At 57.2% G+C, this 26,328-nt stretch carries 24 protein-coding genes; 16 read left to right on the forward strand and 8 right to left on the reverse strand.

Annotation, left to right across the window (positions count from 1 at the left end; all coding sequences use genetic code 11):
- Positions 1 to 116: 116 nt before the first annotated feature.
- The 4 genes from AB7E06_RS03045 to AB7E06_RS03060 all read right to left on the reverse strand — a co-directional run bounded on the left by AB7E06_RS03045 (position 117) and on the right by AB7E06_RS03060 (position 4,760).
- Entirely contained in the window at positions 117 to 1,127 is a 1,011-nt protein-coding gene (locus tag AB7E06_RS03045; RefSeq protein ID WP_094195130.1) for a PDR/VanB family oxidoreductase, read from the reverse strand.
- A 51-nt stretch (positions 1,128 to 1,178) separates the two neighbouring features.
- Positions 1,179 to 2,684: a Rieske 2Fe-2S domain-containing protein gene (locus AB7E06_RS03050; protein ID WP_230019541.1), complete on the reverse strand. Its 1,506-nt coding sequence runs from the start codon at positions 2,682 to 2,684 to the stop codon at positions 1,179 to 1,181.
- Between the two features lie 34 nt (positions 2,685 to 2,718).
- Positions 2,719 to 3,735 carry a ketol-acid reductoisomerase gene (ilvC, locus tag AB7E06_RS03055; protein ID WP_108727001.1) on the reverse strand — a complete coding sequence of 339 codons (1,017 nt, stop codon included), beginning with the start codon at positions 3,733 to 3,735 and terminating at the stop codon, positions 2,719 to 2,721.
- A 119-nt stretch (positions 3,736 to 3,854) separates the two neighbouring features.
- Positions 3,855 to 4,760, reverse strand: a complete 906-nt coding sequence (locus AB7E06_RS03060; RefSeq protein ID WP_108727002.1) for a LysR substrate-binding domain-containing protein — start codon at positions 4,758 to 4,760, stop codon at positions 3,855 to 3,857.
- A 169-nt stretch (positions 4,761 to 4,929) separates the two neighbouring features.
- Between AB7E06_RS03060 and AB7E06_RS03065 the strand changes: the two genes are divergently transcribed.
- From AB7E06_RS03065 to AB7E06_RS03100, 8 genes are all read left to right on the forward strand, one after another.
- Positions 4,930 to 5,769: a class II aldolase/adducin family protein gene (locus AB7E06_RS03065; RefSeq protein WP_108727003.1), complete on the forward strand. Its 840-nt coding sequence runs from the start codon at positions 4,930 to 4,932 to the stop codon at positions 5,767 to 5,769.
- Positions 5,770 to 5,843: 74 nt separating this feature from the next.
- Positions 5,844 to 6,926 (forward strand): TRAP transporter substrate-binding protein, encoded by a 1,083-nt coding sequence (locus AB7E06_RS03070; RefSeq protein ID WP_166727044.1) that lies wholly within the window; start codon positions 5,844 to 5,846, stop codon positions 6,924 to 6,926.
- Between the two features lie 392 nt (positions 6,927 to 7,318).
- Entirely contained in the window at positions 7,319 to 8,476 is a 1,158-nt protein-coding gene (locus tag AB7E06_RS03075; protein WP_427955040.1) for an ABC transporter substrate-binding protein, read from the forward strand.
- Positions 8,477 to 8,543: 67 nt separating this feature from the next.
- Positions 8,544 to 9,401 (forward strand): branched-chain amino acid ABC transporter permease, encoded by an 858-nt coding sequence (locus AB7E06_RS03080; protein ID WP_108727006.1) that lies wholly within the window; start codon positions 8,544 to 8,546, stop codon positions 9,399 to 9,401.
- Positions 9,398 to 10,378, forward strand: coding sequence for a branched-chain amino acid ABC transporter permease (locus AB7E06_RS03085; protein WP_108727007.1), 981 nt, complete (start codon positions 9,398 to 9,400; stop codon positions 10,376 to 10,378). The genes AB7E06_RS03080 and AB7E06_RS03085 overlap by 4 nt, the downstream gene beginning before the upstream one ends.
- Positions 10,375 to 11,970: an ATP-binding cassette domain-containing protein gene (locus tag AB7E06_RS03090; RefSeq protein WP_249460684.1), complete on the forward strand. Its 1,596-nt coding sequence runs from the start codon at positions 10,375 to 10,377 to the stop codon at positions 11,968 to 11,970. The genes AB7E06_RS03085 and AB7E06_RS03090 overlap by 4 nt, the downstream gene beginning before the upstream one ends.
- 10 nt (positions 11,971 to 11,980) lie before the next feature.
- A complete protein-coding gene (locus tag AB7E06_RS03095; RefSeq protein WP_427955043.1) occupies positions 11,981 to 12,397 on the forward strand; it encodes an alpha/beta fold hydrolase in 417 nt (138 codons plus the stop codon).
- Positions 12,398 to 12,409: 12 nt separating this feature from the next.
- On the forward strand, positions 12,410 to 13,177 hold the full coding sequence (locus tag AB7E06_RS03100) for a GntR family transcriptional regulator (protein ID WP_108727010.1): 768 nt from the start codon (positions 12,410 to 12,412) through the stop codon (positions 13,175 to 13,177).
- 142 nt (positions 13,178 to 13,319) lie between these two features.
- Here the strand turns inward: AB7E06_RS03100 and AB7E06_RS03105 are convergent, their stop codons facing one another.
- Genes AB7E06_RS03105 through AB7E06_RS03115 form a run of 3 tightly spaced genes read right to left on the reverse strand, consistent with a single transcriptional unit; the run spans position 13,320 to position 15,839 of the window.
- Positions 13,320 to 14,075, reverse strand: coding sequence for an arylmalonate decarboxylase (locus tag AB7E06_RS03105; RefSeq protein WP_321265606.1), 756 nt, complete (start codon positions 14,073 to 14,075; stop codon positions 13,320 to 13,322).
- A 17-nt stretch (positions 14,076 to 14,092) separates the two neighbouring features.
- Positions 14,093 to 15,061, reverse strand: a complete 969-nt coding sequence (locus AB7E06_RS03110; RefSeq protein WP_321265604.1) for a tripartite tricarboxylate transporter substrate binding protein — start codon at positions 15,059 to 15,061, stop codon at positions 14,093 to 14,095.
- Between the two features lie 49 nt (positions 15,062 to 15,110).
- On the reverse strand, positions 15,111 to 15,839 hold the full coding sequence (locus tag AB7E06_RS03115) for a GntR family transcriptional regulator (RefSeq protein WP_108727013.1): 729 nt from the start codon (positions 15,837 to 15,839) through the stop codon (positions 15,111 to 15,113).
- Between the two features lie 207 nt (positions 15,840 to 16,046).
- On the opposite strand from AB7E06_RS03115, the gene AB7E06_RS03120 reads away from it, so the two are divergent.
- Positions 16,047 to 16,973, forward strand: coding sequence for a DMT family transporter (locus tag AB7E06_RS03120; RefSeq protein ID WP_264672258.1), 927 nt, complete (start codon positions 16,047 to 16,049; stop codon positions 16,971 to 16,973).
- Positions 16,974 to 17,001: 28 nt separating this feature from the next.
- On the opposite strand, the gene AB7E06_RS03125 is transcribed toward AB7E06_RS03120, so the two are convergent.
- Positions 17,002 to 17,883: a LysR family transcriptional regulator gene (locus AB7E06_RS03125; RefSeq protein WP_108727015.1), complete on the reverse strand. Its 882-nt coding sequence runs from the start codon at positions 17,881 to 17,883 to the stop codon at positions 17,002 to 17,004.
- 120 nt (positions 17,884 to 18,003) lie between these two features.
- On the opposite strand from AB7E06_RS03125, the gene AB7E06_RS03130 reads away from it, so the two are divergent.
- The 7 genes from AB7E06_RS03130 (at position 18,004) to AB7E06_RS03160 (ending at position 26,214) form a co-directional block, all read left to right on the forward strand.
- Positions 18,004 to 18,987 (forward strand): ABC transporter substrate-binding protein, encoded by a 984-nt coding sequence (locus tag AB7E06_RS03130; RefSeq protein ID WP_108727016.1) that lies wholly within the window; start codon positions 18,004 to 18,006, stop codon positions 18,985 to 18,987.
- Between the two features lie 11 nt (positions 18,988 to 18,998).
- A complete protein-coding gene (locus AB7E06_RS03135; protein ID WP_321265600.1) occupies positions 18,999 to 20,063 on the forward strand; it encodes an ABC transporter ATP-binding protein in 1,065 nt (354 codons plus the stop codon).
- Positions 20,060 to 21,718, forward strand: coding sequence for an ABC transporter permease (locus tag AB7E06_RS03140; protein WP_427955048.1), 1,659 nt, complete (start codon positions 20,060 to 20,062; stop codon positions 21,716 to 21,718). The genes AB7E06_RS03135 and AB7E06_RS03140 overlap by 4 nt, the downstream gene beginning before the upstream one ends.
- Positions 21,715 to 22,941 carry a pyridoxal phosphate-dependent aminotransferase gene (locus AB7E06_RS03145; RefSeq protein WP_108727019.1) on the forward strand — a complete coding sequence of 409 codons (1,227 nt, stop codon included), beginning with the start codon at positions 21,715 to 21,717 and terminating at the stop codon, positions 22,939 to 22,941. The genes AB7E06_RS03140 and AB7E06_RS03145 overlap by 4 nt, the downstream gene beginning before the upstream one ends.
- Before the next feature lie 20 nt (positions 22,942 to 22,961).
- Complete coding sequence (locus AB7E06_RS03150) at positions 22,962 to 23,840, forward strand: phosphonopyruvate hydrolase (protein WP_108727020.1); 879 nt, start codon at positions 22,962 to 22,964, stop codon at positions 23,838 to 23,840.
- Between the two features lie 68 nt (positions 23,841 to 23,908).
- Positions 23,909 to 24,955, forward strand: coding sequence for a CobW family GTP-binding protein (locus AB7E06_RS03155; RefSeq protein ID WP_427955051.1), 1,047 nt, complete (start codon positions 23,909 to 23,911; stop codon positions 24,953 to 24,955).
- A gap of 185 nt (positions 24,956 to 25,140) precedes the next feature.
- Positions 25,141 to 26,214 (forward strand): zinc-dependent alcohol dehydrogenase family protein, encoded by a 1,074-nt coding sequence (locus tag AB7E06_RS03160; RefSeq protein ID WP_108727022.1) that lies wholly within the window; start codon positions 25,141 to 25,143, stop codon positions 26,212 to 26,214.
- Positions 26,215 to 26,328: the final 114 nt, after the last annotated feature.

The raw sequence follows: 26,328 nt of genomic DNA on the forward strand, positions 1-26,328 counted from the left end.
GATGGCGGCCGTGTGCAAGCCGCTCTGTAGCAGGTGCTGTGGTGACTCCTTGGGCCACGAGTGGGCCCGATGTAAATGGGGTGTGCCCTGGCGGGAGCCAGGACCCGGAGATGGGCTTACAGGTCCAGAACCAGGACGCCCGAGCGTGCGCGTGAAACGCAGGCGGTCAGGCAATGGCTTTGCTCGTCGGCACTGAGGATGTAGTCCTGGTGGTCAACATCCCCTTGCAGGTAGTTGACGCGGCAGGTGCCGCACAGGCCCGATACACAGGAGGTGGCAATTGGCACACCGGCTTGTGTCAAGGCATCGCTTAGGGTTTGATCGGATGCAACCTCAATGCACTGGCCGGTACTGGCAATTTGTGCCATGAAGGCACCGGGAGGCAGGGTATGGGCACTGGGGGCGGGTTCAGGTGCCTTGAAGTGTTCGCAATGCACGGAACCGGCAGGCCAGTGCGAGCTGGCCTGGGCACAGGCCTGCATAAAGCCGGCTGGACCGCAGTAATACACGTGGGTGCCTTCAACTGCATTGGCTAGCAAGTTCTGCAGATTCAGACCTTGTGCGGGGTTGCCCTTGTCCAGGTGCAGATGCAGGCGGCCTTGCTCTTGCCACTGAGTCAGTTCGGAACCAAAGGCGGCCGTGTCGTGGCTGCGAGTGCAGTAGTGCAATTCAAAGGGCTGGCCTTGTGACTCCAGAAAGTGGGCCATCGCCTTGATGGGCGTGATACCGATACCCCCGGCCAACAGAATGGAGTGGCGTGCGTTCGAGTCCAGTCGAAAGTGATTGCGGGGCGTGCTGACGGTCACCTGCTGCTGGACCTGCAAGGTGTCGTGCAAGCTGCGTGAACCGCCTCGTCCGTTGGCATCGCGCAGGACTGCAATAACGTAGCGATGACGCTCATGGGGCGAGTTGCACAGGGAGTATTGGCGGATCAGGCCGGGCTGAATATGTACGTCTATATGGGCACCGGCCTCGAAGGCGGGCAACTCGCCGCCCTGAGGACAACTGAGTTCATAAGAATTGATGCCTTGCGCTTCGTAGCGGATTTGCCGGATCCGCAGTGACAACAGCCCGTCCGGATTGGTAGCCGCCTGGACGGGAGTGGCGGGTTCTGCAATGGCGTTCATGGCGCTCTCCGTATGGGGCACCCGCCCCGTTGGAGCGGGTGCCGCAGGCGATCAGGACTCAGCAGCAACAGCGCTGAGCGATTGTTGAAGTTCCTGCATGCTTTGTTTGACGAAAGCTTCGCGTTCCGAGCCTTTCAGATTGTCGGCCGAGGTCAGGATGCGCACGATTTCGCGGGTGGCATGACGACGGCGTGCGACTTCCTGGGCGAGATCGTCGGACTCGGGGATGGCCAGAACATTGCCCGAGCAATAACTGTTGGGGGCGCCACCACAATCTTTCAGCCACTGGGCAAAGCCTTCAGGGGTCGCCGCAGGGTTGGAGCCACGCAAGGCATCGCGCAACATCTTGCGAAACATGTACAGCCCAGCGTCGAACTTGGTCGGGTTCTCCAGGGCATGGACGGCAATCGGGCGTTGGCTGATGATGGCCTCGTAATCGCCGGGTGCCTGCTGGCATTCCTTGTAGTTGTGACGGGCACGGTGGTCGGACGGGATGGGTGGCAGATCGTCCAGCTTGTATTGTCCAAAGCGTTCGGGACGGCGCATGGCAACCTGCCCTTCCAGAAAGTCGATGGTCTCGTAGCCCACCATATCCTTGTTACCCACTGCGCGTGTATCAATGCCAGGGCCCATGACGCGCCAGCCAATCATCTTGCTGTTCTGGTCGTCAACGGGAACGGTCCAGCGCACGATGTGAAAGCGGCTGAAAAACTTTTGCTGGGCACCGTCCTCAGAAGTGTAGGCATGCAGGCTCAAATTAGGCAGGACCTGGTGCTGAACACGGATAAACAGATTGTCCTTGCTGGCACGACGGGCACCCGCGCAGGCCAGGCTGCGGCCATTGTGTACAGGGATGAACTGCATGTCGGGGGCCACTTCCATGGAGGCCGCGCCTACTTCGTCAAAGGTGGTGCCCTGGTAGTTGCCGCCCACCACGTTCTTGGCGGCGTGCAAGGCGGTGGGGTGGAAGTTGTCGGCGGCATTGTCTTGCACTTGCAGCCAGTTGCAGTGCTGGAAGTTGCTGAACGCCACCAGTTCATCGCCGGGCATGACGGTGAAGTTTTCCTCCCATTCGGGGAAAGGTGGTTCGGCATCGGGCGGGCCCATGTAGGCAAAAATCAGGCCATGGCGCTCGAAGGCCTTGTAAGCTCCCTGGCGGATGGAGCAGGCGTATTTTTCGCCCTCGGCCTCTTCGCCTTTGGGGTAAGGGACATGCAGACAGGTTCCGTCTACGTCGAACACCATGCCGTGATAGCAGCACATAATGCCCTTTTCCTGGATGGCACCGTACTCCAAGGAGGCGCCACGGTGGGCGCAATGGGCGTGCAGCAGGCCGATCTGACCGCTTTTGTCGCGGAAGGCGACCAGCTCTTCACCCATGATTTTCAGAAAACGCGGGGTATCGGTCAGTTCCGCTGCCATGCACACGGGATGCCAGAAGCGGCGCATGTACTCGCCCATGGGCGTGCCAGGGCCGACTTCGGTCAACTCAGGGTCGTGATCAGGAATGCGGTTGGTGTAATAGCCGCCGTAGGGAATCAGTTTCTTTTCGGTCATGTCGTCCTCGTGTACAGATCAATGGTGGAAAGGGTCAGGCTACGTTTCGGTCGACCAGCGCCTGGGCGCTGATCCAGGGCATCATGGCGCGCAGTTGCTCGCCGACGATTTCAAGACGGTGGCGCTGGTTCAGACGTCGATGGGCATTCAAAGAGGGTTGGCCGGCACGGCTTTCCAGGATGAAATTCTTGGCATAGGTGCCGTCCTGGATGTCGCGCAGCAAGGCTTTCATGGCCTGGCGTGTGTCTTCGGTCACGATGCGCGGACCGGCCTGGTATTCGCCAAACTCGGCATTGTTGGAGATGCTGTAGTTCAGGTTGGCGATGCCACCCTCGTACAGCAGATCCACAATCAGCTTGAGTTCATGCAGGCATTCGAAATAGGCCATTTCTTCGGCATAGCCCGCCTCGACCAAGGTTTCAAAGCCACACTTGACCAGATCCACCATGCCGCCACAGAGCACGGCCTGCTCGCCAAACAAATCCGTTTCGGTTTCTTCACGAAAATCGGTTTCGATGACGCCGGAGCGCCCGCCGCCATTGGCGATGGCGTAGGACAAGGCCAAATCACGAGCCTGGCCGGAACGGTCGGCATGAATGGCGATCAGGTGGGGAACCCCGCCGCCTTGCACATAGGTGGAGCGCACCGTGTGGCCGGGTGCCTTGGGGGCGACCATGATGATGTCCAGGTCGTCGCGGGGTTGGATCTGGCCGTAATGGATGTTGAAACCGTGGGCAAAGCCCAGCGCAGCACCGGTGCGAATATGAGGGGCGACGTCCTGCTCATAGACGCGGGCAATATCCTCGTCAGGCAGCAACATCATCACGATGTCGGCTTGTTGAACGGCAGACGGGATATCGGCCACAGCCAGACCGGCAGTGGTGGCCTTTTGACGTGATGCACTGTTGGGGCGCAAGCCCACGACCACTTTCACGCCAGAATCGCGCAGATTCAATGCATGTGCATGACCTTGGGAGCCGTAGCCGATGATGGCAACCCGGCGTTGCTGCACCAGGGCCAGATCGCCGTCCTTGTCATAAAACACCTTCATACTGCCTCCTTTTGATGAATTCTGTGTTCTGTATACAGAGTTCAGTATTGTGGGGCGATATTCGAGGTGTCAAGGAAAAATTGGCAGGTCGGGGGAAATCCCTAGGGCAGCAATATTGCTTAGCGCATCGGGGTCAGGCTGGCCTCGCGCAGCAGCCATTCACGCAAGTGTTCCACGCGTTTGAGCGTGTCACGGTGATTGCGGTAGTAGAGAAAATGCATCTCGCGTTGCAGGCTGCGACCATTGGGGGCGGGCAAGATAATCAGTTCCCGATTATCCAGTTCGCGTTCGGCAAAACGCGGCGTTTCCAGGCAGACGCCCAACCGGTCCACCGCGGCAGCGACTGCCATGGCACCGCGATCAAAGGACAGGCGTGGGCCGGGTGAGGCGGCCAGGCCATTGCTGCCAAACCAGTCGGCCCAGCTAACCGGGCTGACGGTGGAATCGATCAAGGGCAAATGCAGGTACCAGGGCTGGTGCAACGCCAGATCGGCATAGAGTTTGGGCGAGCATAAAGGCAACAAGGGTTCAGGATGCAGTGACTCCACCACCAACCGGGGATCGTGGCTGGGGGCGTGTCCGTAGCTGATCACGCAGTCAATGTCGGTGGACTGGTGCAGATCGGGCGGTGTGGCGTCCGTGCGCAGATGGATGGCCAAACCAGGATGCTCCCGCATGAAGGCATGCAGACGTGGCCCCAGCCATTTCACCGCCAGGCTAGGGGCGCAATGCACGGTCAAGGCGGGCGTGTCCCCGTTCTCGTCCTGTGTGTCCTCGCAAAGCCGGGCCAGTTTGTCCAGCAAGGGGGTCAATTCCCGATAGAACTCCTGGCCCTGGCTGTTCAGGCTGACACGCCGATTATGTCGCACGAACAGGCTGCGCCCCAGATGAGTTTCCAGGCTCTTGACCTGATGGCTGATCGCGGAAGGAGTCAGGTGCAGCTCATCGGCGGCCAGGCTGAAATTTTCTAGCCGGGCAGCGGATTCAAAGGCTCGTAGCCAGGCGAAATTAGGGATGGCTCGCATGAAGGTGCCTTAAAAAGGTGAATATTTTTAATCAATAGCTGAAAAAGCTTCGTTTGTCATTCATGGTTTTCGACCTCTACCATGGTTTTACGTTTCACCCGTACGTTGCGCTCGATGGGCTGGCGTGCGGGCAACGCAACACCTTGCCGAACCCGAAGGAGACCTTTCCATGAACGCTAAACCCGATATCAATGAAATTTTGGCCATGACGGGCCGAAAGTCGATTTATCAGCCCGAGCAGCAGGGCCTGATCTACCCGGAAGAACCCCAGTTTGATTCTTTTGAAGAGGCACGCACGCATTTGAAGCAGCGCCTGGTGGCTGCCTGCCGTGCCTTCGCCCTGCATGGTCTGGACTATGGTTTTGCAGGCCATCTGACCATCCGTGACCCCGAGCACCCCAGCTTGTACTGGACCAATCCGATGGCCGTGCACTTTGCTGACGTGAAGGTTTCGAACCTGATCCTGGCTGACCATGAAGGCAAGGTTGTGGAAGGAGACTACGCCCTGAACCGTGCTGGTTTTGTGCTCCATGCCGCTGTGCATGAGGCTCATCCTGACATTGTGGCGATGTGTCATGCGCATACCGTCTACGGCACCGCTTTTGCCTCGCTGGGCCAGGAAATCCTGCCCATTACGCAGGATGCCGCCGCCTTTTTTGAAGACCATGTCGTCATTCGTGAAGAAGCGGGTCAGGTTGCCGTGGAAACCAAAGCCGGCCACAAAGTGGCTAATGCTTTTGAGGGCGTCAAAGCAGCCATTCACCAGAACCATGGCTTGCTGACCGCCAGCCGTCACAGCATTGAAGCGGCCGCGTTCTGGTTTATTGCGTTGGAGCGTTGCTGCCAGCAGCAATTGATGATTGCCGCAACGGGCATCACACCCACATTGGTGACCCCCGAACGCGCTCGCTACAGTCGCGAGCACGTAGGGAGCGAATACATTGGTTGGCTGCATTTTCAGCCTATCTGGGAAAACCTGTTGCGCACCCAACCCGATATGTTTGATTGACCCGTCCCGCAGGCAGCTTGATCCGTTGGGGGCAAGCTGCTGGCTTTGCATAAATAAAACGAGGAGACACAAGCGTGGAACGACGAGCAATGCTGAAACTGACCGGCCTGGCCGGAATTGTGGCCAGTGGCATGGCCCCTGCGGTGGTCAAGGCGCAAGAGAATTTGCGCTGGCGACTGGCATCAAGCTTTCCCAAGCACCTGGATACGATCTATGGCGGCGGGGAAGTCTTTGCGCAGAAAGTGCGTGAGCTAAGCGATGGCAAGTTCAATATCTCCGTGCATGCGGGCGGGGAGTTGATGCCGGCCATGGGTGTGGTCGATGCGCTGGAACAAAACTCGGTGGAAGCGGCCCACACGGCGCCCTACTATTTCTTTGGCAAGAATGAAGCGTTTGCCTTGAGCTGTGCCATTCCCTTTGGCATGAACTCTCGCCAACTGACGGCCTGGATGTACCACGGCAATGGCTTGAAGCTGACGCGCGACTTTTATGCCAACTACAACATCGTCAACTTCCCCTGTGGCAACAGCGGTGTGCAGATGGGGGGCTGGTTTCGCAAGCAGATCAATACCCCGGAGGATATCCGGGGCCTGAAGATTCGCATTGGGGGTTTGCCGGGCAAAGTTATCGAGAAGCTGGGTGGCATTCCACAAAATATCGCTGGTGGTGAGGTATACCAGGCTCTGGAAAAAGGCGTCATTGATGCCGCTGAGTGGGTGGGACCTTATGACGATCTGCGTCTGGGCTTTCACAAGGTGGCGCCCTATTACTACTATCCAGGCTGGTGGGAAGGTTCAGTAGGGCTGGATCTACTGGTCAACAAGAAAGCGTATGACGGTTTGTCGCAGCATTACAAAGATATTGTCTCGGCAGCCAGCACGTATGCGCATCTGGATATGCAGGCGAAATACGATGCCCGTAATCCGGGAGCCTTGAAGGAGCTGGTTGGTATGGGAGCCAAAGTGCTGCCGTTTTCTAAAGAAGTGTTGGATGTTTCATTTAAAGCTAGTCAGGAACTGTATGCGGAGTTGAACGAAAGCAATCCGCAATGGCGCACCATCTATGCCGATTATCGTGCTTTTCAAAAAGATGAATTGCTTTGGTTTCGCTTTGCTGAGGCAAGGTTTGACCAGTACATGCAGTCCGTGTCTCTATAAATGACAGGCAGCAGTAGTAGGACTGACGGCCGCTTTCTGTGATGGAAAGCGGTTTTTTTTGTCCGCCGTAGCCGTCCCAAGGCTTGGTGCCCCCGGCAAAAAACGCCTCTGTGGGGGTTTTTTTTTGTCCGCTGGCAGGCGGTGTGGATGCGGAAGATTGCTTGGGTAGTTAGGTAAGCCATTACTTTTTTATATGAATGTATAACATAAAGTCCGCACAATTAAAAAGACATATTTTGTCGGTATTTTCCCTAGAATTTAGGCGTAAACTCCCATGAATACTGGTTTTTAGATCATTATCTAACCATGTTCACATAGACAAGAATGGCCGCACTCTCATGTTATTCGAGTTAAATAATAATTATGTCCGGTCAATTAATAGAGATAAACCCATGAAAAACAGGATTTGGGGTGTACTGGCAGCAGCAGGGATGGTGGCCGCGCTGGGCGCCCAGGCTGAAACGCTCAAGCTGGGTGTAGTGGGCGGTATGACAGGTCCAGGGGCGTCCTGGGGTCTAGCCATTGATGGTGGCGTGAAAATCGCCGTGGATGAAATCAATCAGGCCGGTGGTCTGGACGTGGGCGACAAGAAATACAAGGTCCAAGTGCTGACCTACGATGACCATTACAAAGCAGCCGATGCGGTCACGGCGACCCACCGCCTGATTGATCAGGACGAGGTGAAATACATCATCGGGCCGATTGGCTCGGCCTCGGTCATGGCCATGAAGCCTCTTACCGAACGCAACAAGATCATCATGCTGTCCAACAGCTACTCGACCGAAGTGCTGGATGCCAATACACAGTACATGTTTCGCGTTTTGCCCACCCAGTATGAATACAACCGCCAGTTGATTGGCTGGTTGAAACAGGAACGCCCGGAACTCAAGCGTCTGGCGATCTTGTCGCCCAACGATGCGACCGGCTGGAGCACACAAAAGATCCAGACCGCTGCCTATAAGGACGCCGGTTATGACGTGGCCGAGGCCAAGTTCTTCGAGCGTTCGCAAAACGACTTTCGTGCCTTGCTCACCAGCATGGTGGCCAAGAATGTGGACTTTATCGAGCTCGATACAGTGCCACCAGGCCCGGCCGGTATTGTGATCCGTCAGGCACGTGAAATGGGGTTCAAGGGCCAGTTCACCAAGTTTGGTGGCAATAACGTGGCCGAAACCGTGAAGTCTGCCGGTGCGAACAATGCGGAAGGGACTTTGGTGTATTTGTCTGCCGATCCGTCCAGCGAGCCCTATCAGAAGTTGAGCCAGGCGTACGCCAAGATCCACAGCAACAGTATGGATGACTTCGTTTTCTACTTTTACGATGCCACCCGCCTGCTGTTCAAGGCCATTAACGAGGCCGGCACGGTGGACGATACCGATGCCGTACGTGCCCGCATTCAAGCGCATAGCAGCTTTGATGGCATTCAAGGCGAGATTGTTTGGGGTGGAAAGGATGTTTATGGCGTGAACCACCAGATTGCGACCCCGGCCTACCTGGGTGTGATCGAAGGTGGCAAGGCCAAGGTCATCAGCAAGTTCGACGTCCACTAGTGCCCGGTTTTGCTTCAGTACGCACTGCGCCACCGGGGTGGAGTGCACTTTACTATGGTTAGCAATTATGCAGATCGCAATCCAAATCGCCATCATCGCCCTGATGTCCACGTTTGTGTATGCCCTGGTTGCCCTGGGTTTCACTCTGGTGTTTGGCATATTGCGGGTAGTGAACTTCGCCCACGGCGAGTTCTACATGCTGGGCGCCTACGCCATGTATGTGTTTTATGGTCAGTTTGGTTGGTCCTACCTGTCCTCTATCGCGGCAGCGGCCGTATTGGTGGGGCTCCTGGGTTTGCTGGCCGAGCGTGGCCTGTTCCGGCGATTTGTGGGTGACGAGATGGGCGGCATGATCATGTCCCTGGCCTTGGCCATTACCTTGCAGGTCGGGATCTCGTTGCTGTTCTCGGTGGATGATCAGTCGGTCCCTCGCCCGGTGGAAGGCGCCTTGCAAATTGGGCAAGCCTTTTTCGCCGAGGATCAATTGCTGATCGTAGGCATGAGTATTTTGGCGCTGGCGGGCTTTTACTTCCTGATCGAGCGCACTCGTATTGGCATGACGATACGGGCGGTGGCGCAGGACCGGGAAGTGGCCCGTCTGCAAGGTGTCAGCTCCTGGAAGATCATGGCTTTTACCTTTGCCTTGAGCTCTGGCCTGGCCGGTTTGTCGGGCGCCTTGATGGCACCGGTCTACACCGTGCATCCGTATATGGGCGAAGCCGTGGTGGTGAAGGCGTTCATCATTGTGGTTCTGGGGGGGCTGGGCAGCTTGCCCGGTGCGGTGGTTGCCGCCTTCATTCTGAGTGTTACCGAGGCGGTGGCGTCCACCTTCTATAACGCGACAGTGGCCACCATGCTGTCCTTTCTGGTTGTGATGGCCGTGTTGTTGGTCAAACCCCGTGGTTTGATGGGGAGGTCGTCATGAGCGCGATCAAAACTGCTTCTTTTTATCCGCGCGATGGCGCTGTGCAATGGGCCTGGCATGTCGTGGTGGTAGTGGTGTTGCTGGGTTGGCCGTTATGGGCGGGACAGCCGCGTTTTGCTCTGCATCTGGCCATCATGGTGTCGCTGTACGCCTGCCTGGCCATGAGTATGAATCTGGTCTTGCGCATCGGTCAGCTTTCGCTGGCGCATGGCGCTTTGTTTGGGCTGGGGGCCTATGCCTCGGCCATTCTCAGTCGAGATTATGGCTGGTCTTTTCCAGCCGCGTTTTTGGGCGCCGGAGTACTGACGGCAGCGTTAGCTGTGATCACCGGCCCTGTTTTTATGCGTATCAAGGGTGTGCATTTTGCGCTCTTGACCTTCGCGCTGGGCGAAGCCGTGGTGCTGTGCTTTGTCGAGTTCCACGAACTGTTTGGTGGCAATAACGGCTTTGGGCAGATTCCGTCCTTGCATGACAGCTTGCCGATTCCTGAGGGGCGTTACGGCATCTATCTGGTGACGGTCAGCTTTGCCTTGGTGGTGTATTTCGTGCTGCGAGCCTTGTATCGCCGCGAATGGGGTATGGTGGCGGACTCTTTGCATCAGAACGAGCAACTGGTGCGCTCCGGTGGTTTGAATGTGCTGCGTTTTCGGGTCAGCGTGTTTGTCCTTAGCGCCCTGATTGCCGGCTGGACGGGCAGTCTGTACGCTCATTACAAAGGGTATATCTCGCCTGATGCCTTTGGCTTTTGGACCGCCGTGGACGTTGTCATCATGAATGTGCTCGGTGGTGTGGGTGCCCTGGCCGGTGCCGTGGTGGGAGCCGCGATTTTGATCCCCCTGCCCGAGCTGTTGCGCGACTTGCTGCAGTACCAGCGTCTGATCTATGGGCTGACCTTGGTTCTGTTGCTCTTGTTCATGCCGCAAGGTCTGGCTGGTGTGTGGCGCAAAAGGCGCGGCGCGCGCAAGGAGGTGACATGAGCGTGCAATTGAGTGTCCATGGCCTTAGCCGACATTTTGGTGGCATCCGTGCGGTGGATGAGGTGTCCTTTAGCACGGTCCCCGGCCAGATTACCGGCGTGATTGGCCCCAACGGTGCGGGTAAAACCACGCTGTTCAATCTGATTGCCGGTGCCACCAAGCCTAGCGCGGGGGGTGTCACCATGGACGGCGTCGCCATTACGGGTCACCCGGTGGAGTCTTTGGCGCGCCAGGGTCTGGTACATACGTTTCAGATGACGCATGTATTTGCGGGTCACACGGTATTTGAAAACTTGTATCGCGTCGCACTGTTTCGTCAGTTTCCTTCGCCCTGGTCGCTGTTCACCCCGTGGAGTGTGCGCCGTGGCCGCCAAGAAGCGGCGCGGCAGGCAGAGCAAGCCCTGGCCTTGATTGGCCTGGAGTCTGTCGCCGATGAGCAGGCCGATTCGCTGGCTTATGGTTTGCAGAAGATGTTGGGTGTGGGCATGGCCCTGACGGCCATGCCCCGCCTGCTTTTAATGGATGAGCCCGCTGCGGGTCTGAACCCGGTAGAAACGGTGGCTATGGCCGATCTGATTGAACGTATCCACGCCAGCGGCATTGATGTGATGGTGGTCGAGCACGATATGGGTCTGGTGATGCGTTTGTGCCAAAAATTGGTGGTATTGGTTAATGGCCGTTTGCTGGCCGAAGGCCCGACCGCACAAATGCGTCAGGATCCACGGGTGATTGAAGCTTATCTGGGCGCGGACCTGGACAGGGAGCCAAGGCTGAGACCGCCTGTGGGCTCCTCCAGTGCCCAGAGTGGAGCGAGACTTTCGGCCTCGGTAGCGGCTGCCAGCCAGGATGTTGTGGCGACCACGGCCAGCCAGCCTGCCCCCATGCTGGAGCTCAAGGAGTTGGTTGTGTCCTATGGCGCGGTGCGTGCTTTGGACAAGGTCAGTTTTACAGTGGAAGAAGCCAGTGTGTGCGTCGTGATCGGGGCCAATGGCGCCGGTAAATCGACCTTGATGAAAGCCATCAGTGGTTTGGTGCCGGTTGCCGCAGGAGAAATCCTGCTGGAAGGCCGGCCTATCCAGAACATGAGTGCCGAACGTCGTGTGAATTTGGGTATCGCCCTCTCGCCGGAAGGTCGTCGCTTGTTCCCGGAGCTGACGGTGCGCGAGAACCTTTTGATGGGGGCGTATCTGCGCCGCGATCAAGTCGAGGTGACGGTGGACCTGGAGCGTATTTACGGCTACTTTCCCCGCCTGCTGGAGCGCGAGAAAAGCCAGGCTCGTCACCTGTCCGGTGGTGAGCAGCAAATGTGCGCGATTGGCCGTGCGCTGATGTCCCAGCCTCGCCTGCTCTTGCTGGATGAACCCTCCCTGGGACTGGCCCCGGCAGTCATTTTGGAAGTAATCCGTGCGATTCGCCAGATCAGTCAGGACGGCACCACGATTGTGCTGGTGGAGCAAAACGCTCGCTTGGCACTGAAGTTGTCCAACCATGCTGTTGTACTGGAAACCGGGCGCTTGAGTCTGGCGGGCGATAGCAAAGACATTTTGAACAACCCGCAGATTGCGGCGGCCTATCTGGGCCGGGCCGCATAGTCATCGCATCATGCCTAATATTTACCAGGTTGCCATGTTTAATGCCCAGCGCCACCCCGGCAAGGTGGCGGTCTCGGACGAGCGTCAGGCTTTGCCTTTTGGTCAGCTCTGCGTCCGTGCGCAGGAAGTCGTGACGGACGCCCGGTGTTGCATTCCGGCGGTGGCCTTTGCGGATATCTGTGCCGTTGGCGATTCTCGCCTGCAACAGAGCTTGCAAGACATTCACTGTCCGGTGGTGATTGTGGACGGTAGCGAGGACTGGTTCGTGCCGCCAGAGTTCGCCAGAGAGGTCGAGCGTGTGCTGCAGAAAGGCAAAGTTCCGGTGGAATATATAGAATGGCCGAGCATTGGGCATTTTTCCCAAAGTGAATGTTCCGAGCCGTTCACCCGTGACACCCTGGCTGCGATGCGCCGCCAGTCTCTTTAAGCTGAAAACCGTATGGCAAACACCGAATCCCAGTCCAGCGCCAAGCCCACCCTGTATCAGAACATGAGCGATCGCTTGTTGGAGCTGATCCGTTCGGGCCATTATCCCATCGGTTCCAAGCTGCCCACCGAGATGGAGCTTTGCCAGATGTACGGGGTCGGTCGGCACACGGCCCGTGAAGCCATACGCAAACTGACCGATCTGGGTTTGATCGAGCGGCGCCGCCGTGCCGGTACCACCGTGATTCGCCAGCATCCCAAGCCGCAGTTTGGCCTGGCACTGGACACTACGGACCAGTTGCAGCGCTATCTGGAGTTTACCGATCTACACGTGTATAAAAAGGCGGTCTGTGTAGACAAGCAGCCGCCCGAAACCGAGCTGGATGGCGATCCGACTGACTGGGTAAAAGTGGAGACCTACCGCAGTGTGCCGGGCAGCAAGCGTGGCATTTCCTGGACCGATATTTATTTGCGTAAAGAGTACCAAGTGGTAGCTGACCAGATAGCTACTCAGCCTGGCGGTGTATATCCGCTGTTGGAGGAGCGCTGTGGTGACGTAGTGGAGACCATTGATATGGAGATTTCCGCCTCGCGTTTTCCACCGCATGTCGCACGCTTTCTGGGGTACGAGGATGTCGATCCGGCTTTGCTGATTATCCGTACTTTCCGCAATCAGGCGGGCAAGATCATGGAAGTGTCGGTCAGCTTTTACCCCCCTTATGAGTTTCGCTACGTCACGCGCCTGTCGCGCAGTGATGGGAGCCACCGCTCACTGAGCTGATTTTTCCGATCCTTTGGGCAGACATTCATGAAACGCAATGATGGCCGCAGCGTGACGGTCACGGTGACGGGCGACCATGCGTTGAGTCAGAGCCTCAGGTGCCCCTTCCATCGTTGTGGAGAGGGGCCACCTCTACCTGGTATCAGGCGGTTTGGCGCGCTTGTGCCAGACGTCCCATGTTGGTCGGAAACAAATCCAGGCCAGCGGTTGCCACCAGATCCCAGAAGCCGGCGGGAGAACTGGAGACTACGGTGACGCCCAATTTATCTTCCACCTGACGCACGGCTTCTAGCGACACCAACCCCCCGCATGACAGCAGCAAGCCTTGTGCTTGACCGGGAGCCTGCTCTTGGGCGATGTCCCAGGTTTTCAGGCAAAGGTTGACCAACTCCTGCGTGCTGATTTGCGACATGGCCGTGACGTCATTGACGCCCAGACCATAAGCGCACACGGCTTGAATCTGGTTTTGTGCCAGAAAACGGACCAGACGCTGGTTCACGTCGTCAATGTAGGATGAGGCTACTGCGACCTGCTCGATGCCGCTGACACGCAGGCCGCGCAAGATGGCGTGGCTCATGGTGGAGCATGGCAGGCCCGTGGCTTCACGCAGGCGGGCGACCAGTTCGTCGTTAAAGTCCGAGCCCCTGTAAAAGCTGAGCGAGGTGCCCATCAGTGACACGGCCTGGGCGCCACGGGCAGCCAGTTGCTGGGCCGCTTGTACAACCTGGTCAATGACCTGGTCATAGCCCTCTTTGTCTACCGAACTGAGCGCCAGACCTTGGGCGATGAAGTCAATTTCCGGGTACATTTCCGGGCCTTCCGGAGGCACCAGACCGGCGGCCGGTGGCACGATCAAGCCAAGTACGGGGCGCTGGGCGCCAGAGTTGTCAGTCGTCATAACAGTCGCTGCTTGTTTCATTGTTTAAAGTCGAGTTGGGCGCTTTTGATCACGTTGGCCCAGCGTTCGGTCTCTTCACCCAGCCATTGTTCGGTGGCCTGGGCATTCTGGTAACCGGCGACTGAACCTTGAGCCAGGAAAGCATCCTGTACCTGCTTTTGCTGCATGCTGTTTTCCAGCGCCTTGCTGATGGTGGCGACCAGGGCAGGGTCTACGTTTTTGGGGGCCAGCATGAACAGCGAGGGTGTCACGCTATAGCCGGGAATGGTTTCCGAAACGCTGGGCAGATCGGGCATGCCGGGAAAGCGGCGTTCGGACAAGGTGGCCAGCAGACGGATGCGGCCGGAGTTGGCCAGGCCAATAGAAGAGGCCAGGCTGGCAAAGGACATGGATACTTCACCGGCGGCCAGAGCTTGGCTGGCGGGAGCGCCACCACGATACGGGACATGAACCAGTTCTGTCTGGGTTTTCAAGGCGAACAACTCGCCACCCAGATGGTGTACCGAGCCCACACCTACCGAGGCAAAGGTTTCAGTTTGAGCGGGCGCCTTGCGGATGGTTTCGATGAGCTCGGCCACGGTCTTGACGGGGCTGTCACCGGGAACGGCCAGGGCCAGATCAGACTGGCCCACCATGCCAATCGACGTGAAATCGCGCTGCAAGTCATAACGCAGCGCCGGGTAGATGTAGGGAGCGACCAGCAAGGAGGTATCGGCAAATAGCAGCGTGTTGCCGTCAGCCTGGGATTTGGACACGTAGTCGGCAGCAATGGTGCCACCAGCGCCGGATTTGTTCTCCACAATCACGGTGCGATCCAGCTCTTTGCTGAGCGCCTGGGCGGTCACGCGGGCCAGGGTGTCGACCCCGCCGCCGGGTGCAAAACCCACGACCAGACGAATAGGTTCTGCCGCGTGTACCGCAGCCAGAGGGGTTAATGTCAGGGCGAGCGCAGCCAGCGCACGCCGTGTGAAACGGCTTGCAAACATGAGAAAGTCTCCTCGGTATGAGTGGTAGTTTTTTTAGCGAGTTATTTATTTAGTGCCGCATATAGAACCCGGCTAATGGGTTGAGCTGGGCATGAAGCCAGCTATAACGCTCGCGCTTGTCGAACTCCCATTTCTCGGGATGGGCTTGGGCGACACGGCGCAGGGATTCGGCACCGGACAGCACATGGCTGGCCGCAGCCTGCATGGCGCTGGGGCCGTCGCGCAGGGCCAGAGCCTGGGTCAAGGCCTGATGTTCATGCCAGGACTGCTCCATGCGGTTTTCCTGATCCAGATGGCGGTGGCGGTAAGGGTTGGTCAGACGGCGCAGATGTTCAATTTGCTGCACCATGAAGGTATTGCCGGCAATGCTGTGAATCAGGGCGTGTAGTTCGGCGTTGTACGTGGCGTAGTCAGCCAGGCTTTTTTCCTGCAGGGCCTTGGCACCGCGTTTTTGCAAACGCTCCAGCTCGCGGATCTGCGCATTGCTGATGCGGTAGGCCGCCAGTTGGGTACAGGCGCCTTCCAGCAAGGCCAGGGTTTCCAGCATTTCTTCCAGTTCTTCAATGGTGTGCTGGGTGACAAAAATGCCAGCTCGGGGGGCGATGCGAACTTGCCCGGTGGCCGCCAACTGCAGCAAGGCTTCGCGCACCGGGGTGCGTGATACCCGGAAAAACGTGCACAGCAAGGATTCATCAATGGCGCTGCCCGGCGGCAAATCACCGCTGGCAATGCGGTGCTCCAGTTCGATCCGTACCCGGTCGGTATTGCTAAGCGTCATGTCTGTCTCCTATGCCTGTTGCTATTTTTTAGGCTTAAATGATTCTAGGGAGGGCTTTTTGATATATCAATTAAGGCTTATCCGAGGGTAAAGAAAGTTTTGTGCCGTTTTGCTTCGAGTAGATTTCACGGATAATCAATCTCTTGCGGCCATTCCCACACTCTTTCCAAGAGGGGATCAGGCACGGTATTTTCCGGATGAGACCCGATGAGCAACGAACGTAAACCCCTTGATGCGCTGGCCAGTGGTGCCATGCTGGTGCTCTGTTTGATCTGGAGCTTTCAGCAGATCTTGCTCAAGGCCACGGCGCATGACATGGCGCCTGTTTTCCAGATTGGTTTGCGCTCGGGTGTCGCCTGCGTGCTGGTCGCTTTGCTGGTTCTGGTGCGGACACACAAGCTGGCCTTTACAGAAGGGGCCTGGAGGCCGGGCTTGATGGCCGGTTTGCTGTTTGCGCTGGAGTATTTGCTGCTGGGCGAAAGCCTGCGTTTTACCTCGGCAGCGCACGTGGTGGTGTTTCTATATACGGCGCCCGTGTTTGCGGCTTTGGGTCTGCATATACTTTTGCCTTCGGAACGTTTGGCCCGCCTGCAATGGGTGGGCATCGGCCTGGCGGTGGCGGGTATCGCCATTACCTTTTTAGGCCCGGCCAGCATGGATGGGACTGATCTGGGTCGCATGCTGATTGGGGACTTGATGGCCTTGGCAGCCGGGGCCTTGTGGGGCTTTACCACCGTGTTGATCCGTAGCACGCGCCTGTCTGCTGTTCCGCCTTCGGAGGCCTTGCTGTATCAACTGTTCAGTGCTTTTGTGATTCTGATGGTGGCTGCGGTGGTCAGCGGTCAAACCCAGGTGCATTGGTCGGGTTTGCTGGGCGCCAGTCTGGTATTTCAGTCCGTGGTGGTGGCTTTTCTAAGCTTTCTGGTCTGGTTCTGGTTGCTGCGTAATTATCAGGCCTCGCGCCTGGGGGTGTTCTCTTTTGCGACTCCACTGTTCGGTGTGTTATTTGGTGCTTTCTTGCTGGGCGAAGCCATAGAACCCCGTTTTGTGATGGGCGCTTTACTGGTGCTGATGGGCATTACCCTGGTCAGTGCCTATAGCTGGATCAGTCAGCTGCGACGTCGCAGAACGTGAGCGAGTCAGCGATCCGATGCGAACGTCCTTAAGGGGCAAGGCGTTGCCGCAAGCTGCTTTTCAACCAGCGGCAAAATTGGCGAGCATCACGTTGTTGGGGTGATTGTGCGTTGACATAGGCCATGTAGGTTGCGCCTGTGGCAACCTGGCCAGGGCCCACTTCCCGCAAGACGCCATCGCGTAGATGGTCCATGACCAGTAAACGTGGCACAACCAGAAATCCTGATCCGGCAATGGCCCCGGCAATGGCGAAAAACAGGTGATCGTAGGTGGCGCTCATCAGCAGACGCGAAGGCTCAATCCCCTGATCCAGAGCCCATACACCCAATATGTCGGGGCGTGAGCGCGCGGTCACCATAGGCCAGTGCTCCCACGTTTGCCCGCTGTGTTGCTGAATCAAGGCCGGTGCGGCCACACAGACGAGTTCTTCACGTGTCAGCTCCCAGCTTTCGCTATCGGGAAGATTTAAATCCCGGCTGATCAGGACATCGAATTCTTCATTAGGGCGTGGTGGCGATAGATTGGTGATCAGATCAATCTGCATGGCGTGCTGGGCGGTGAACTGGCCAAGCATGGGAACCATCACCGTCATTGAAAAACTGGGCATGGACGTGCGGACTCGCAGCCGTCCGTGCTGATCCGGCTGATGGGCGATTTGCTGAATGGCCATCTCCAGGGTGGCCATTGCATCTTTGACCGTGTCATACAACTGCAGGCCGGCTGCCGTCAGCTCAATATAGGGACCTCGTCGAATGAACAGGGCCTGTTTGCTGACTTTTTCCAAGGTGGCGATATGTCGGCTGACTGCGCTTTGGGTGATCCCCAGGCTCTGGGCCGCACGGGTGAAATTGCCTTGTCGGCCCACGGCGACAAATACGCGCAGTGGAACCAGAGGAACCGTCTCAAGCATGATTAAAACTCATGATAGGGTCACGACTAATAGGGGGTGGAGGTAGGGTGTAACAGAACGGTCATCTACGATAAATACCATGATTTCCATGCGATTTTATTTAAATTTCAGGAAATAATCATGCAAAACCGTTTTCCTTATCTATCCGCTTTGCTCATGCTTTCTTGCCTGGCTTCGGGCGCCGCCAAGGCCGATGAGGTGGTGTTGTACTCCTCTAATAATATCGATGTGGTGAACACGGTGATTGAGCAGTTCCGTCAGGTTCATCCCGAGATAGCGGTGTCCGTGGTGCGGGCGGGTTCCGGTGCCTTGATGCAGCGTATCAAGGCAGAGGCCGATCAACCTTTGGGTGACTTGTTCTGGTCGGGTGGGTTTTCCACCTTGTCGCAGTATGCCGATTACCTGGCGCCCTACTCCTCGCCTGAAGCCTCGGCGGTAGGAGCCCAGTTTCAGGGGCCAGACCAACGCTGGCTGGGTACCAATACCCATGTCACGGTGTTGATGGTCAATGAGCGTCAGTTGGGCAAACTCCAGGCTCCTGCCAGTTGGGCGGATCTGGCTGATCCTGCCTGGAAGGGCAAGATCGTGATTCCTGATCCGGCACGCAGCAGCTCCTCCTATGTCGCCCTGTACGGTTTGCAGGAGTTGATGGGCCAGGACGTGTTTGAAAAAGTGGCTCGCAATGCCGTGGTGGTCGGCACGACAGCGGGCGCCTACGAAGGCGTTGCCAATGGCGAGTTCGCGGTTGCGGTAACGATGGAGTATGCCGCCTATCAATATGTGGCCGGTGGTCTGGATACGATTGACCTGGTCTACCCCAAAGAGGGTACTTTCCTGTCGCCGGAAGGGATGGCCTTGATTAAGGGTGGGCGTAATCCCGAGTCTGCCCGCAAGCTGTATGACTTCCTGGCCTCCCGCCCTGCACAGGAAGAGGTATTCAAAAGTGCGTTTCGCCGTCCTTTACGCAGCGACATTGCCGTCAATACGCTGACAAGCCTGCCTGCCATGGATCAGATCCGTGTGCATGCACTGGACGATGAGCGTATGGGTGCCGATCGTGAGGCTTTCCTGGCGCGTTGGCGTGATCTGGTTTCGCAGCGCTAGGCAGGACTCCTATGCAGATACATTTATCAGGCATTCAGCAAAGCTACGGCGCACAGACCTTGTTTCAGGGTTTGGATCTGAATATCCCCAGCGGCTCCTTGTTTACCCTGTTGGGGCCGTCGGGTTGTGGCAAGACGACCTTGCTACGCATGTTGGCCGGATTTGTGCGCCCTGATCATGGCAAGGTGCTGTTCGGCCAGAAAGAGATGACGCAGGTGCCTGTGCACAAACGCAATGTGGGCATGGTGTTTCAGGATTACGCCTTGTTTCCGGACCGCAGCGTGCTTGAGAACGTCAGCTACGGTTTGCTGGCGCGTGGTCAGTCTCGCACTCAAGCCCGTGGTCCCGCTTTGGACATGTTGGCGCGGGTAGGTTTGAAGGATAAAGCGGATGCCTTGCCGTCCGCGCTGTCCGGGGGGCAGCGACAGCGAGTGGCCATGGCACGCGCCTTGGTGATCAAGCCTGATCTGCTCTTGCTGGACGAGCCCTTGTCTGCCCTGGATGCAAAGCTGCGCACGGACTTGCGCGAAATGCTGCGGGACTTGCAGCAGGAAGCCGGCATTACCACCGTGTTTGTGACGCATGATCAGGAAGAAGCGCTAAGCGTGTCTGACTACATTGCCGTGATGGACCGGGGATGTGTCCGTCAGGTCGGCACGCCTGAGCAGATTTACCGCTGCCCTGACAACAGCTTTGTGGCCGATTTTGTGGGTGGGGCCAATCTGATCGAGCTTCAAGAGGAACTCGGTCAGGCTGCAGATGGCTGCCGCCGCTTCCGGACAGCGGGTTGCATAGTGCGTATCCAGTCTGCCGGACGTTTTTCTGAGCAGACGATGTTGGCTGTGCGGCCTGAAACCCTGAGTGTGGATGCCTTGCGTCCACTGGATGAGGGTGACATTGCCGCGCGGATTGAAAGCGTGGATTACCGAGGCCCCAGTACGGCGTATCAATTGCGCACGGAATTTGGTTTTCTGAAAGCGGTGGTTTGGAACACCGGCGCCGTGCAGAATTGGGAGCGAGGGGATGCGGTGGTCTTGCGCGTTCCCGAGTCGGCTCTTTTGGTGGAGCGGACATGATGCTGGGTTCTTTGCGACGCGATCCAGCCTGGCTGATGCTGGCTCTGGGGGCCGTGGCCTTGCTGGGCTACTTTTTGCTGTGGCCGGTCTTGTCCATGCTGACCAGTTCCCTGGTCAACCAGGACGGTCAGTTTGGTTTGCATGGTTACGTGCAGTTTTTTTCGGAACCGGCGTACCGGGAGAGCCTGTTCAACACCTTGTGGTTGGGCGGTGCGGTAACCCTGCTCAGTCTGGTGCTGGGCGCCGGTTTGGCCCTGGCAGCCGCGCGCTTTTCCTTCCCATTGGCTGCCTGTCTGGGTGTATTGCCCTTGCTGACCTTGGTCATTCCGGATGTGGTGGTGGCCGCGGCCTGGATTGTGGTGTTGGGTAAACAAGGCGTGCTTAATAGCCTGCTGGCTCCCTTTGGCCTGGAGTTGCCTTCCTTGTACTCCTGGTGGGGTCTGGTTTTTGTGATGACCTTGAACAACTACGTGTATGCCTATGTGGCTGTGCTGGTAGGTTTGAAGTCCATGGATCGCAACCTGGAAGAGGCGGGTCTCAGTCTGGGCAGCTCACCGGGGCGCACATTGCGCACTGTGACCTTCCCTCTGATGGTGCCGGCTTTATGCGGTGCTGCGGTGCTGGTTTTCATGCACGTTATCGGGGATTTTGGCGTTCCAGCCATTCTGGGCGCCCGTACCCCCGTGTTGGCGGTCAAGACGTATAACGAGTTTGTCAGTGAGATGGGCGGTAACCCGCAAATGCAGACCACCATGGCGTCTTTGCTGGTGTTTCTGGGTTTGGTTTTGCTGTTGATCCAAAAGTGGGTGGTGGCCCGACGCACCTACCAGATGGAGTCCGGGCGGGTCCCTGTGCGGGTGCCTTTGCGTGCGTGGCAGGCAACCGTGTGCGCCACCCTGGTGTCGATCCTGGTTGTCTTGTCGATACTGCCGGTGCTGGTGGTCATTGTGACCGCATTTACGCCCTCTATCGGGCCGGTTCTCAAGTATGGCGGCTTTACCTTAAGCCATATGCAGCAAGCCTTGGTGCAGGCACCCGGACCTTTGTACAACTCCTTGCTGCTGGGGGCAGCGGCAACCAGTGCGGGTGCCGTGTTTTCTATCGTGGCCGCCTATCTGATCGTCAAACGTCCGTCTGGACTGAGTGCGGGTCTGGACGTGCTGGTCATGCTGCCTTTGACGATTGCCGGCACGGTACTGGGCATTGCCCTGATCAACGTGTTTAACAGCGGCTGGCTGGTGCTGACGGGCAGTTGGGTCATTATGGCGCTGGCCTACTTTTTGCGCCGGGTGCCCACCAGTGTGCGGGCGGCCATGGGGCCTTTGCATAACGTGCGCAATTCCATCGAGGAGGCCTCCATCAGTTTGGGCGTGGCCCCGATGCCAACTTTTGCGAAGGTCGTTTTGCCGCTGGTCTGGCCGGCGGTGATTGCGGCCACGGTGCTGATGTGGATTACGACTTTGTCGGAATTATCCGCCACGGTGGTTCTGTATTTCGGCGGGATGAGCACCCTGCCTATCGAGGTTTTTCAATTGGTCGACAGCGGACGTTTGGCTCAGGCCAGTGCGTATAGCCTGGTGCTGTTGATGGCGATATTTTTGCCGCTGCTGCTGACCCGTTTCATTTTCAAAGTAAAAGTAGGATGGACACAATGAGCTCTGTGCAATGTCAGGAAGAGATCGCGCTGGCCCAGCGCGTATTGGGAGCCAAGGCATCGGCCACCAAAGAGATGACGCGCCTGGCCAATCAAATGCGGCAACAGGGGCAGTCAGTTATTACCCTCAGCCAGGGCGAGCCGGATTTTGCGACCCCCGAGCATGTGCGTCAGGCGGCCAAAGAAGCGATTGATCGCAATGAGTCCCGCTATACCGAAGTAGCCGGCACCCTGGCTTTGCGTGAGGCTGTGGTGCGCAAATTCGAGCGCGACAATGGCCTGCACTTCAGCCCGGATCAGATCCAGGTGGGTTGCGGGGCCAAACAAGCCTTGTACAACGCCTTGCAGGCCACGGTACAGGATGGTGACGAGGTCATCATCCCTACCCCCGCCTGGGTGTCTTACCCTGAAATGGTGTTGTTGGCCGGTGGCCAACCGGTCATTGTGCGGTGCAGTGCACAGGCCGGCTTCAAGCTGCAAGCTGACCAATTGGAACGGGCCATCACCCCCCGTACCAAATGGCTGATGCTCAACTCCCCCTCCAACCCCAGTGGTGCGGTGTATTCGCGTCAGGAGCTGGAAGCACTGGAGCAAGTGCTGTTGCGTCACCCCCATGTCTGGGTGATGGCCGATGATGTGTACGAAAAAATCCGTTATAGCGACGAACCCTTTGCAACGCCGGCTGCTTTGTCGCCCCACATGGCAGCGCGCACCTTGACCATCAATGGTGTCTCCAAGGCCTATGCAATGACGGGTTGGCGAGTGGGTTTTGCAGCGGGTCCGCTGCACCTGATCAAAGCCATGAATCTGGTGCAGTCGCAAGCAACCTCACACACCAGTTCCATCAGCCAGGCGGCGGCGGTGGCCGCACTGGATGGCCCCATGGATTTTCTGCCTGAGTTTGTGGAAGCGTTCCGTCGCCGCCGCGACAAGGTGGTGGCCGCGCTCAATGCGATGCCGGGCATTGAATGTGATCTGCCTATGGGAGCGTTCTATGTGTTCCCTAGTTGCCAAGGCGTATTGGGTTTGCGGGACCCGTCAGGTCAGTTGATCAGTACGGATAAGGACTTGTGCATGTATTTCCTGCGTAGTGTTGGGGTGGCCGTTGTGCCTGGTTCGGCGTTTGAACTGCCTGGCCATTTCCGGGTGTCTTACGCCTCCAGTGACCAGGAGCTGGAAGAGGCCATGAGCCGCATTGCCCAAGCTATTGCTCGACTGAGCTGAACCCCTTACGGAGAAACAGTGTGAACAGTAAAAAAAATCAGGTGTTGAAAGCAGCCTTCTCCCAAGGGCGATTGATGACGGCAATGGCCGCTCATAACCCGTTGGCGGCTCGTCTGGCTCAGGATGCCGGTTTCGGGGCAATTTGGGGGAGCGGTTTTGAGTTGTCTGCCAGTTATGCCGTGCCCGATGCCAACATTCTGTCGATGGGAACGCACTTGGAGATGATGCGGGCGATTGCCTCGACCGTGGACATCCCTTTGATTGCCGACATTGATACTGGTTTTGGTAATGCAGTGAATGTCAGCTATGTCATACCGCAGTACGAGGCGGCGGGCGCCAGTGCCATTGTGATGGAGGATAAAACCTTTCCGAAAGACACCAGTTTGCGAGCGGATGGGCGTCAGGAGTTGGTGCGAATTGAAGAGTTCCAGGGCAAGATTGAAGCGGCTTGTGCCGCACGCCGTGATCCGGATTTTCTGATTATTGCGCGGGTAGAAGCCCTGATTGCCGGCCTGGGGCAAGAAGAGGCCTTGAAGCGTGGCCTGGCGTATGAGCAGGCGGGTGCAGATGCCATTCTGATTCACTCCAAACAGGCCACGCCAGATCAGATTCTGTCTTTTGTAGAAGCTTGGACCGGCAAGGTGCCGTTGGTGTTGGTGCCTACGGCCTACCCTCAACTGACCGAGGCCGACATTGCCCAATTGGGCAAAGTGGGCGTGGTGATTTACGGCAATCATGCGATTCGTGCGGCCGTAGGGGCCATGCAAGCGGTGTTTGCCCAGATTCGCCAGGATGGCGGCATTCAGAATGTGGATGCCAGTCTGCCCTCCGTCAAAACCATTATTGGTTTGCAAGGTGATGCCCATATGCGTCAGATCGAGGCCCGATTCCTGCGCTAGAAGGGGCAGCATTGGGCTTCGTATAATGGCTGATGGCCCGATGGCGGGCCCTTAGCCGGATAAATGCGATGCCCCAATCTGCACAAGGCCCTATCCCGGTCACGCTGTTGACCGGCTTTCTGGGCAGTGGGAAAACGACCCTGATCAATCGCGCTTTGCAAGAAGCGCAGATGGCCGACACGCTGGTCATCATCAATGAGTTTGGGCAGACGGCGCTGGACCATCTGCTGGTGGCGCACAGTCAGGAAAATCTGGTGCAGGAGATGGGCAATGGCTGCGTGTGTTGCACCATACGGCGCGATCTGGTGCAGACCTTGCGCGATATTACCTGGCGGTTTTCCAGGGCGGGTCAGCGACAGTTTAGTCGGGTGTTCATTGAAACAACGGGGCTGGCTGATCCCGCCCCTATTATTCATACCTTGCTGGGCGAGCCTCAATTGGCGGGCAAATATCGTCTGGATGCGGTGGTCACGGTCGTTGACCTGGAGCATGCCAGCGAGACCTTGCGTCGCGAGGAGCTGGCCCGGCGGCAAGTCGCCTTAGCCGATCTATTGGTATTGAGCAAACGCGACTGCGTCGATGCCGATCGTGAGCAGGAGGTCAGCCAGCAATTGGCTGGATTGAATCAGGCCGCTCAGCGTCTGGTTTTGGATGTTGGGCAATCTATGGCGCCCTATTTGCTGGCACTGGGCGACCAGCAAGGCCAGTGGGCTGCGTGGGAGGCGTCCAGCCATGATTGTCTCCATGAACATCATCACGACCATGGCGCCGGTGGTGCGCTGTCCGGGCAAGCGCGGCATGGGCATGCTGTCAGTGCGATCAGCGTAGCCGTGCCGGAGGCACTGAATGCGCAGCATCTGTCGGATTGGCTTGATGAGCTGTGTCGTTGGGCGGGTCCGCGCTTGTTGCGTTTGAAAGCGGTCTTGGCCGTGCAGGGCCGGGAGACGGCGCAGGTAGTGCATGCCGTGCAGCATCGGGTCTACCCGTTCGGATCCTTGTCGCAGTGGCCTTGGCCGCAACGGCAAGGGCGTCTGGTACTCATTACGCAGGATCTGGAACCAGCTCAAGTTTGGCAGCGGCTGCGTCAGTTGGATGCGTCGGTTCGTGCGGTGTGAGGTGCATTTTCCCCGTTCTCTGGCCGTTGATGGAAAACAGCCCATGGGATTGGTGAGTTTGATGGTCGTCAGTGTTTCCAAGAATATGGCTGTGTGCCGTAATTTCTATTTATAAAAATAAGATTAAGATGCATTTAGTCGATACACCTGTTTTGTAACGGTCCAGCACCTTGAAAGGAGTGATCATGAAGGCAATGGTTTATTACGGTGAAAATGACATCCGCTTTGAAGAACGGGAGAAACCGGACCTTCAAGCACCTACCGATGCCATTATTCGCATGGTTAAAACCACAATTTGTGGTACGGACCTGGGTATTTGGAAGGGAAAAAATCCAGAAATCCGTCGTGTGGCCGAAGAAAAAACCGGCAGTTTCAATGGCCGTATTCTCGGGCATGAAGGGGTGGGCATTATTGAGCAGGTTGGCTCAGCGGTAAAAAACGTCAAAGTGGGCGATAAGGTCATTGTGTCGTGCGTGAGCCGTTGTGGTACCTGCGAGAACTGCCAAAAACAACTGTATGCGCACTGCCGCAATGACGGCGGCTGGATTTTGGGCTACATGATTGACGGTACACAGGCTGAATACGTGCGTACCCCCTTTGCCGATACGTCCCTGTACCCTTTGCCTGCCGAACTGAATGAAGATGTGGCCGTGTTGCTATCCGATGCTTTGCCCACTGCACATGAAATTGGCGTGCAGTATGGCAATGTGCAGCCGGGTGACACCATTGCCATTGTGGGAGCCGGCCCAGTGGGTATGGGGTGCTTGTTGACCGCCCAGTTGTATTCGCCCAGCCAGATCATCGTGGTAGACATGGACGAGAACCGACTGGCTATGGCCAAAGAGCTCGGCGCCACGCACATCATTAATTCGGCCAAGGAAGACCCCGTGGCTCGTATTATGGCCATTACCGATGAGCGCGGCGTAGATTGCGCGATGGAAGCGGTGGGCGTTGAAGCGACCTGGAATGTGTGCCAGCAAGTGGTCAAGGAAGGTGGTCATTTGGCCAATGTGGGTGTGCATGGCAAATCGGTGAATTTCTCGCTAGAAAAATTGTGGATCAAAAATTTGACCATTACCACCGGTCTGGTCAATGCCAACACGACAGGCATGCTGCTCAAAACATGCTGCTCGGGCAAGTTGCCCATCGAGAAACTGGCAACCCACCACTTCACGTTTGATCAGCTTGAAAAAGCCTATGATGTGTTCAAACATGCCGCTGACGAAAAAGCAATGAAGGTGATTGTCGACTTCGCCTGACGGTTTTATACCGACCCTGCCACGTAAAGCGCCTGTTTATTGCAGGCGCTTTTTTGTGGTTATGCAGATGGGGTAGGTTTTAAAAAAAGGACGCCTAAGCGTCCTTTTCAAAAG

The sequence above is a fragment of the Alcaligenes sp. genome, from assembly GCF_050255915.1.
Lineage (GTDB): Bacteria > Pseudomonadota > Gammaproteobacteria > Burkholderiales > Burkholderiaceae_B > Alcaligenes > Alcaligenes aquatilis.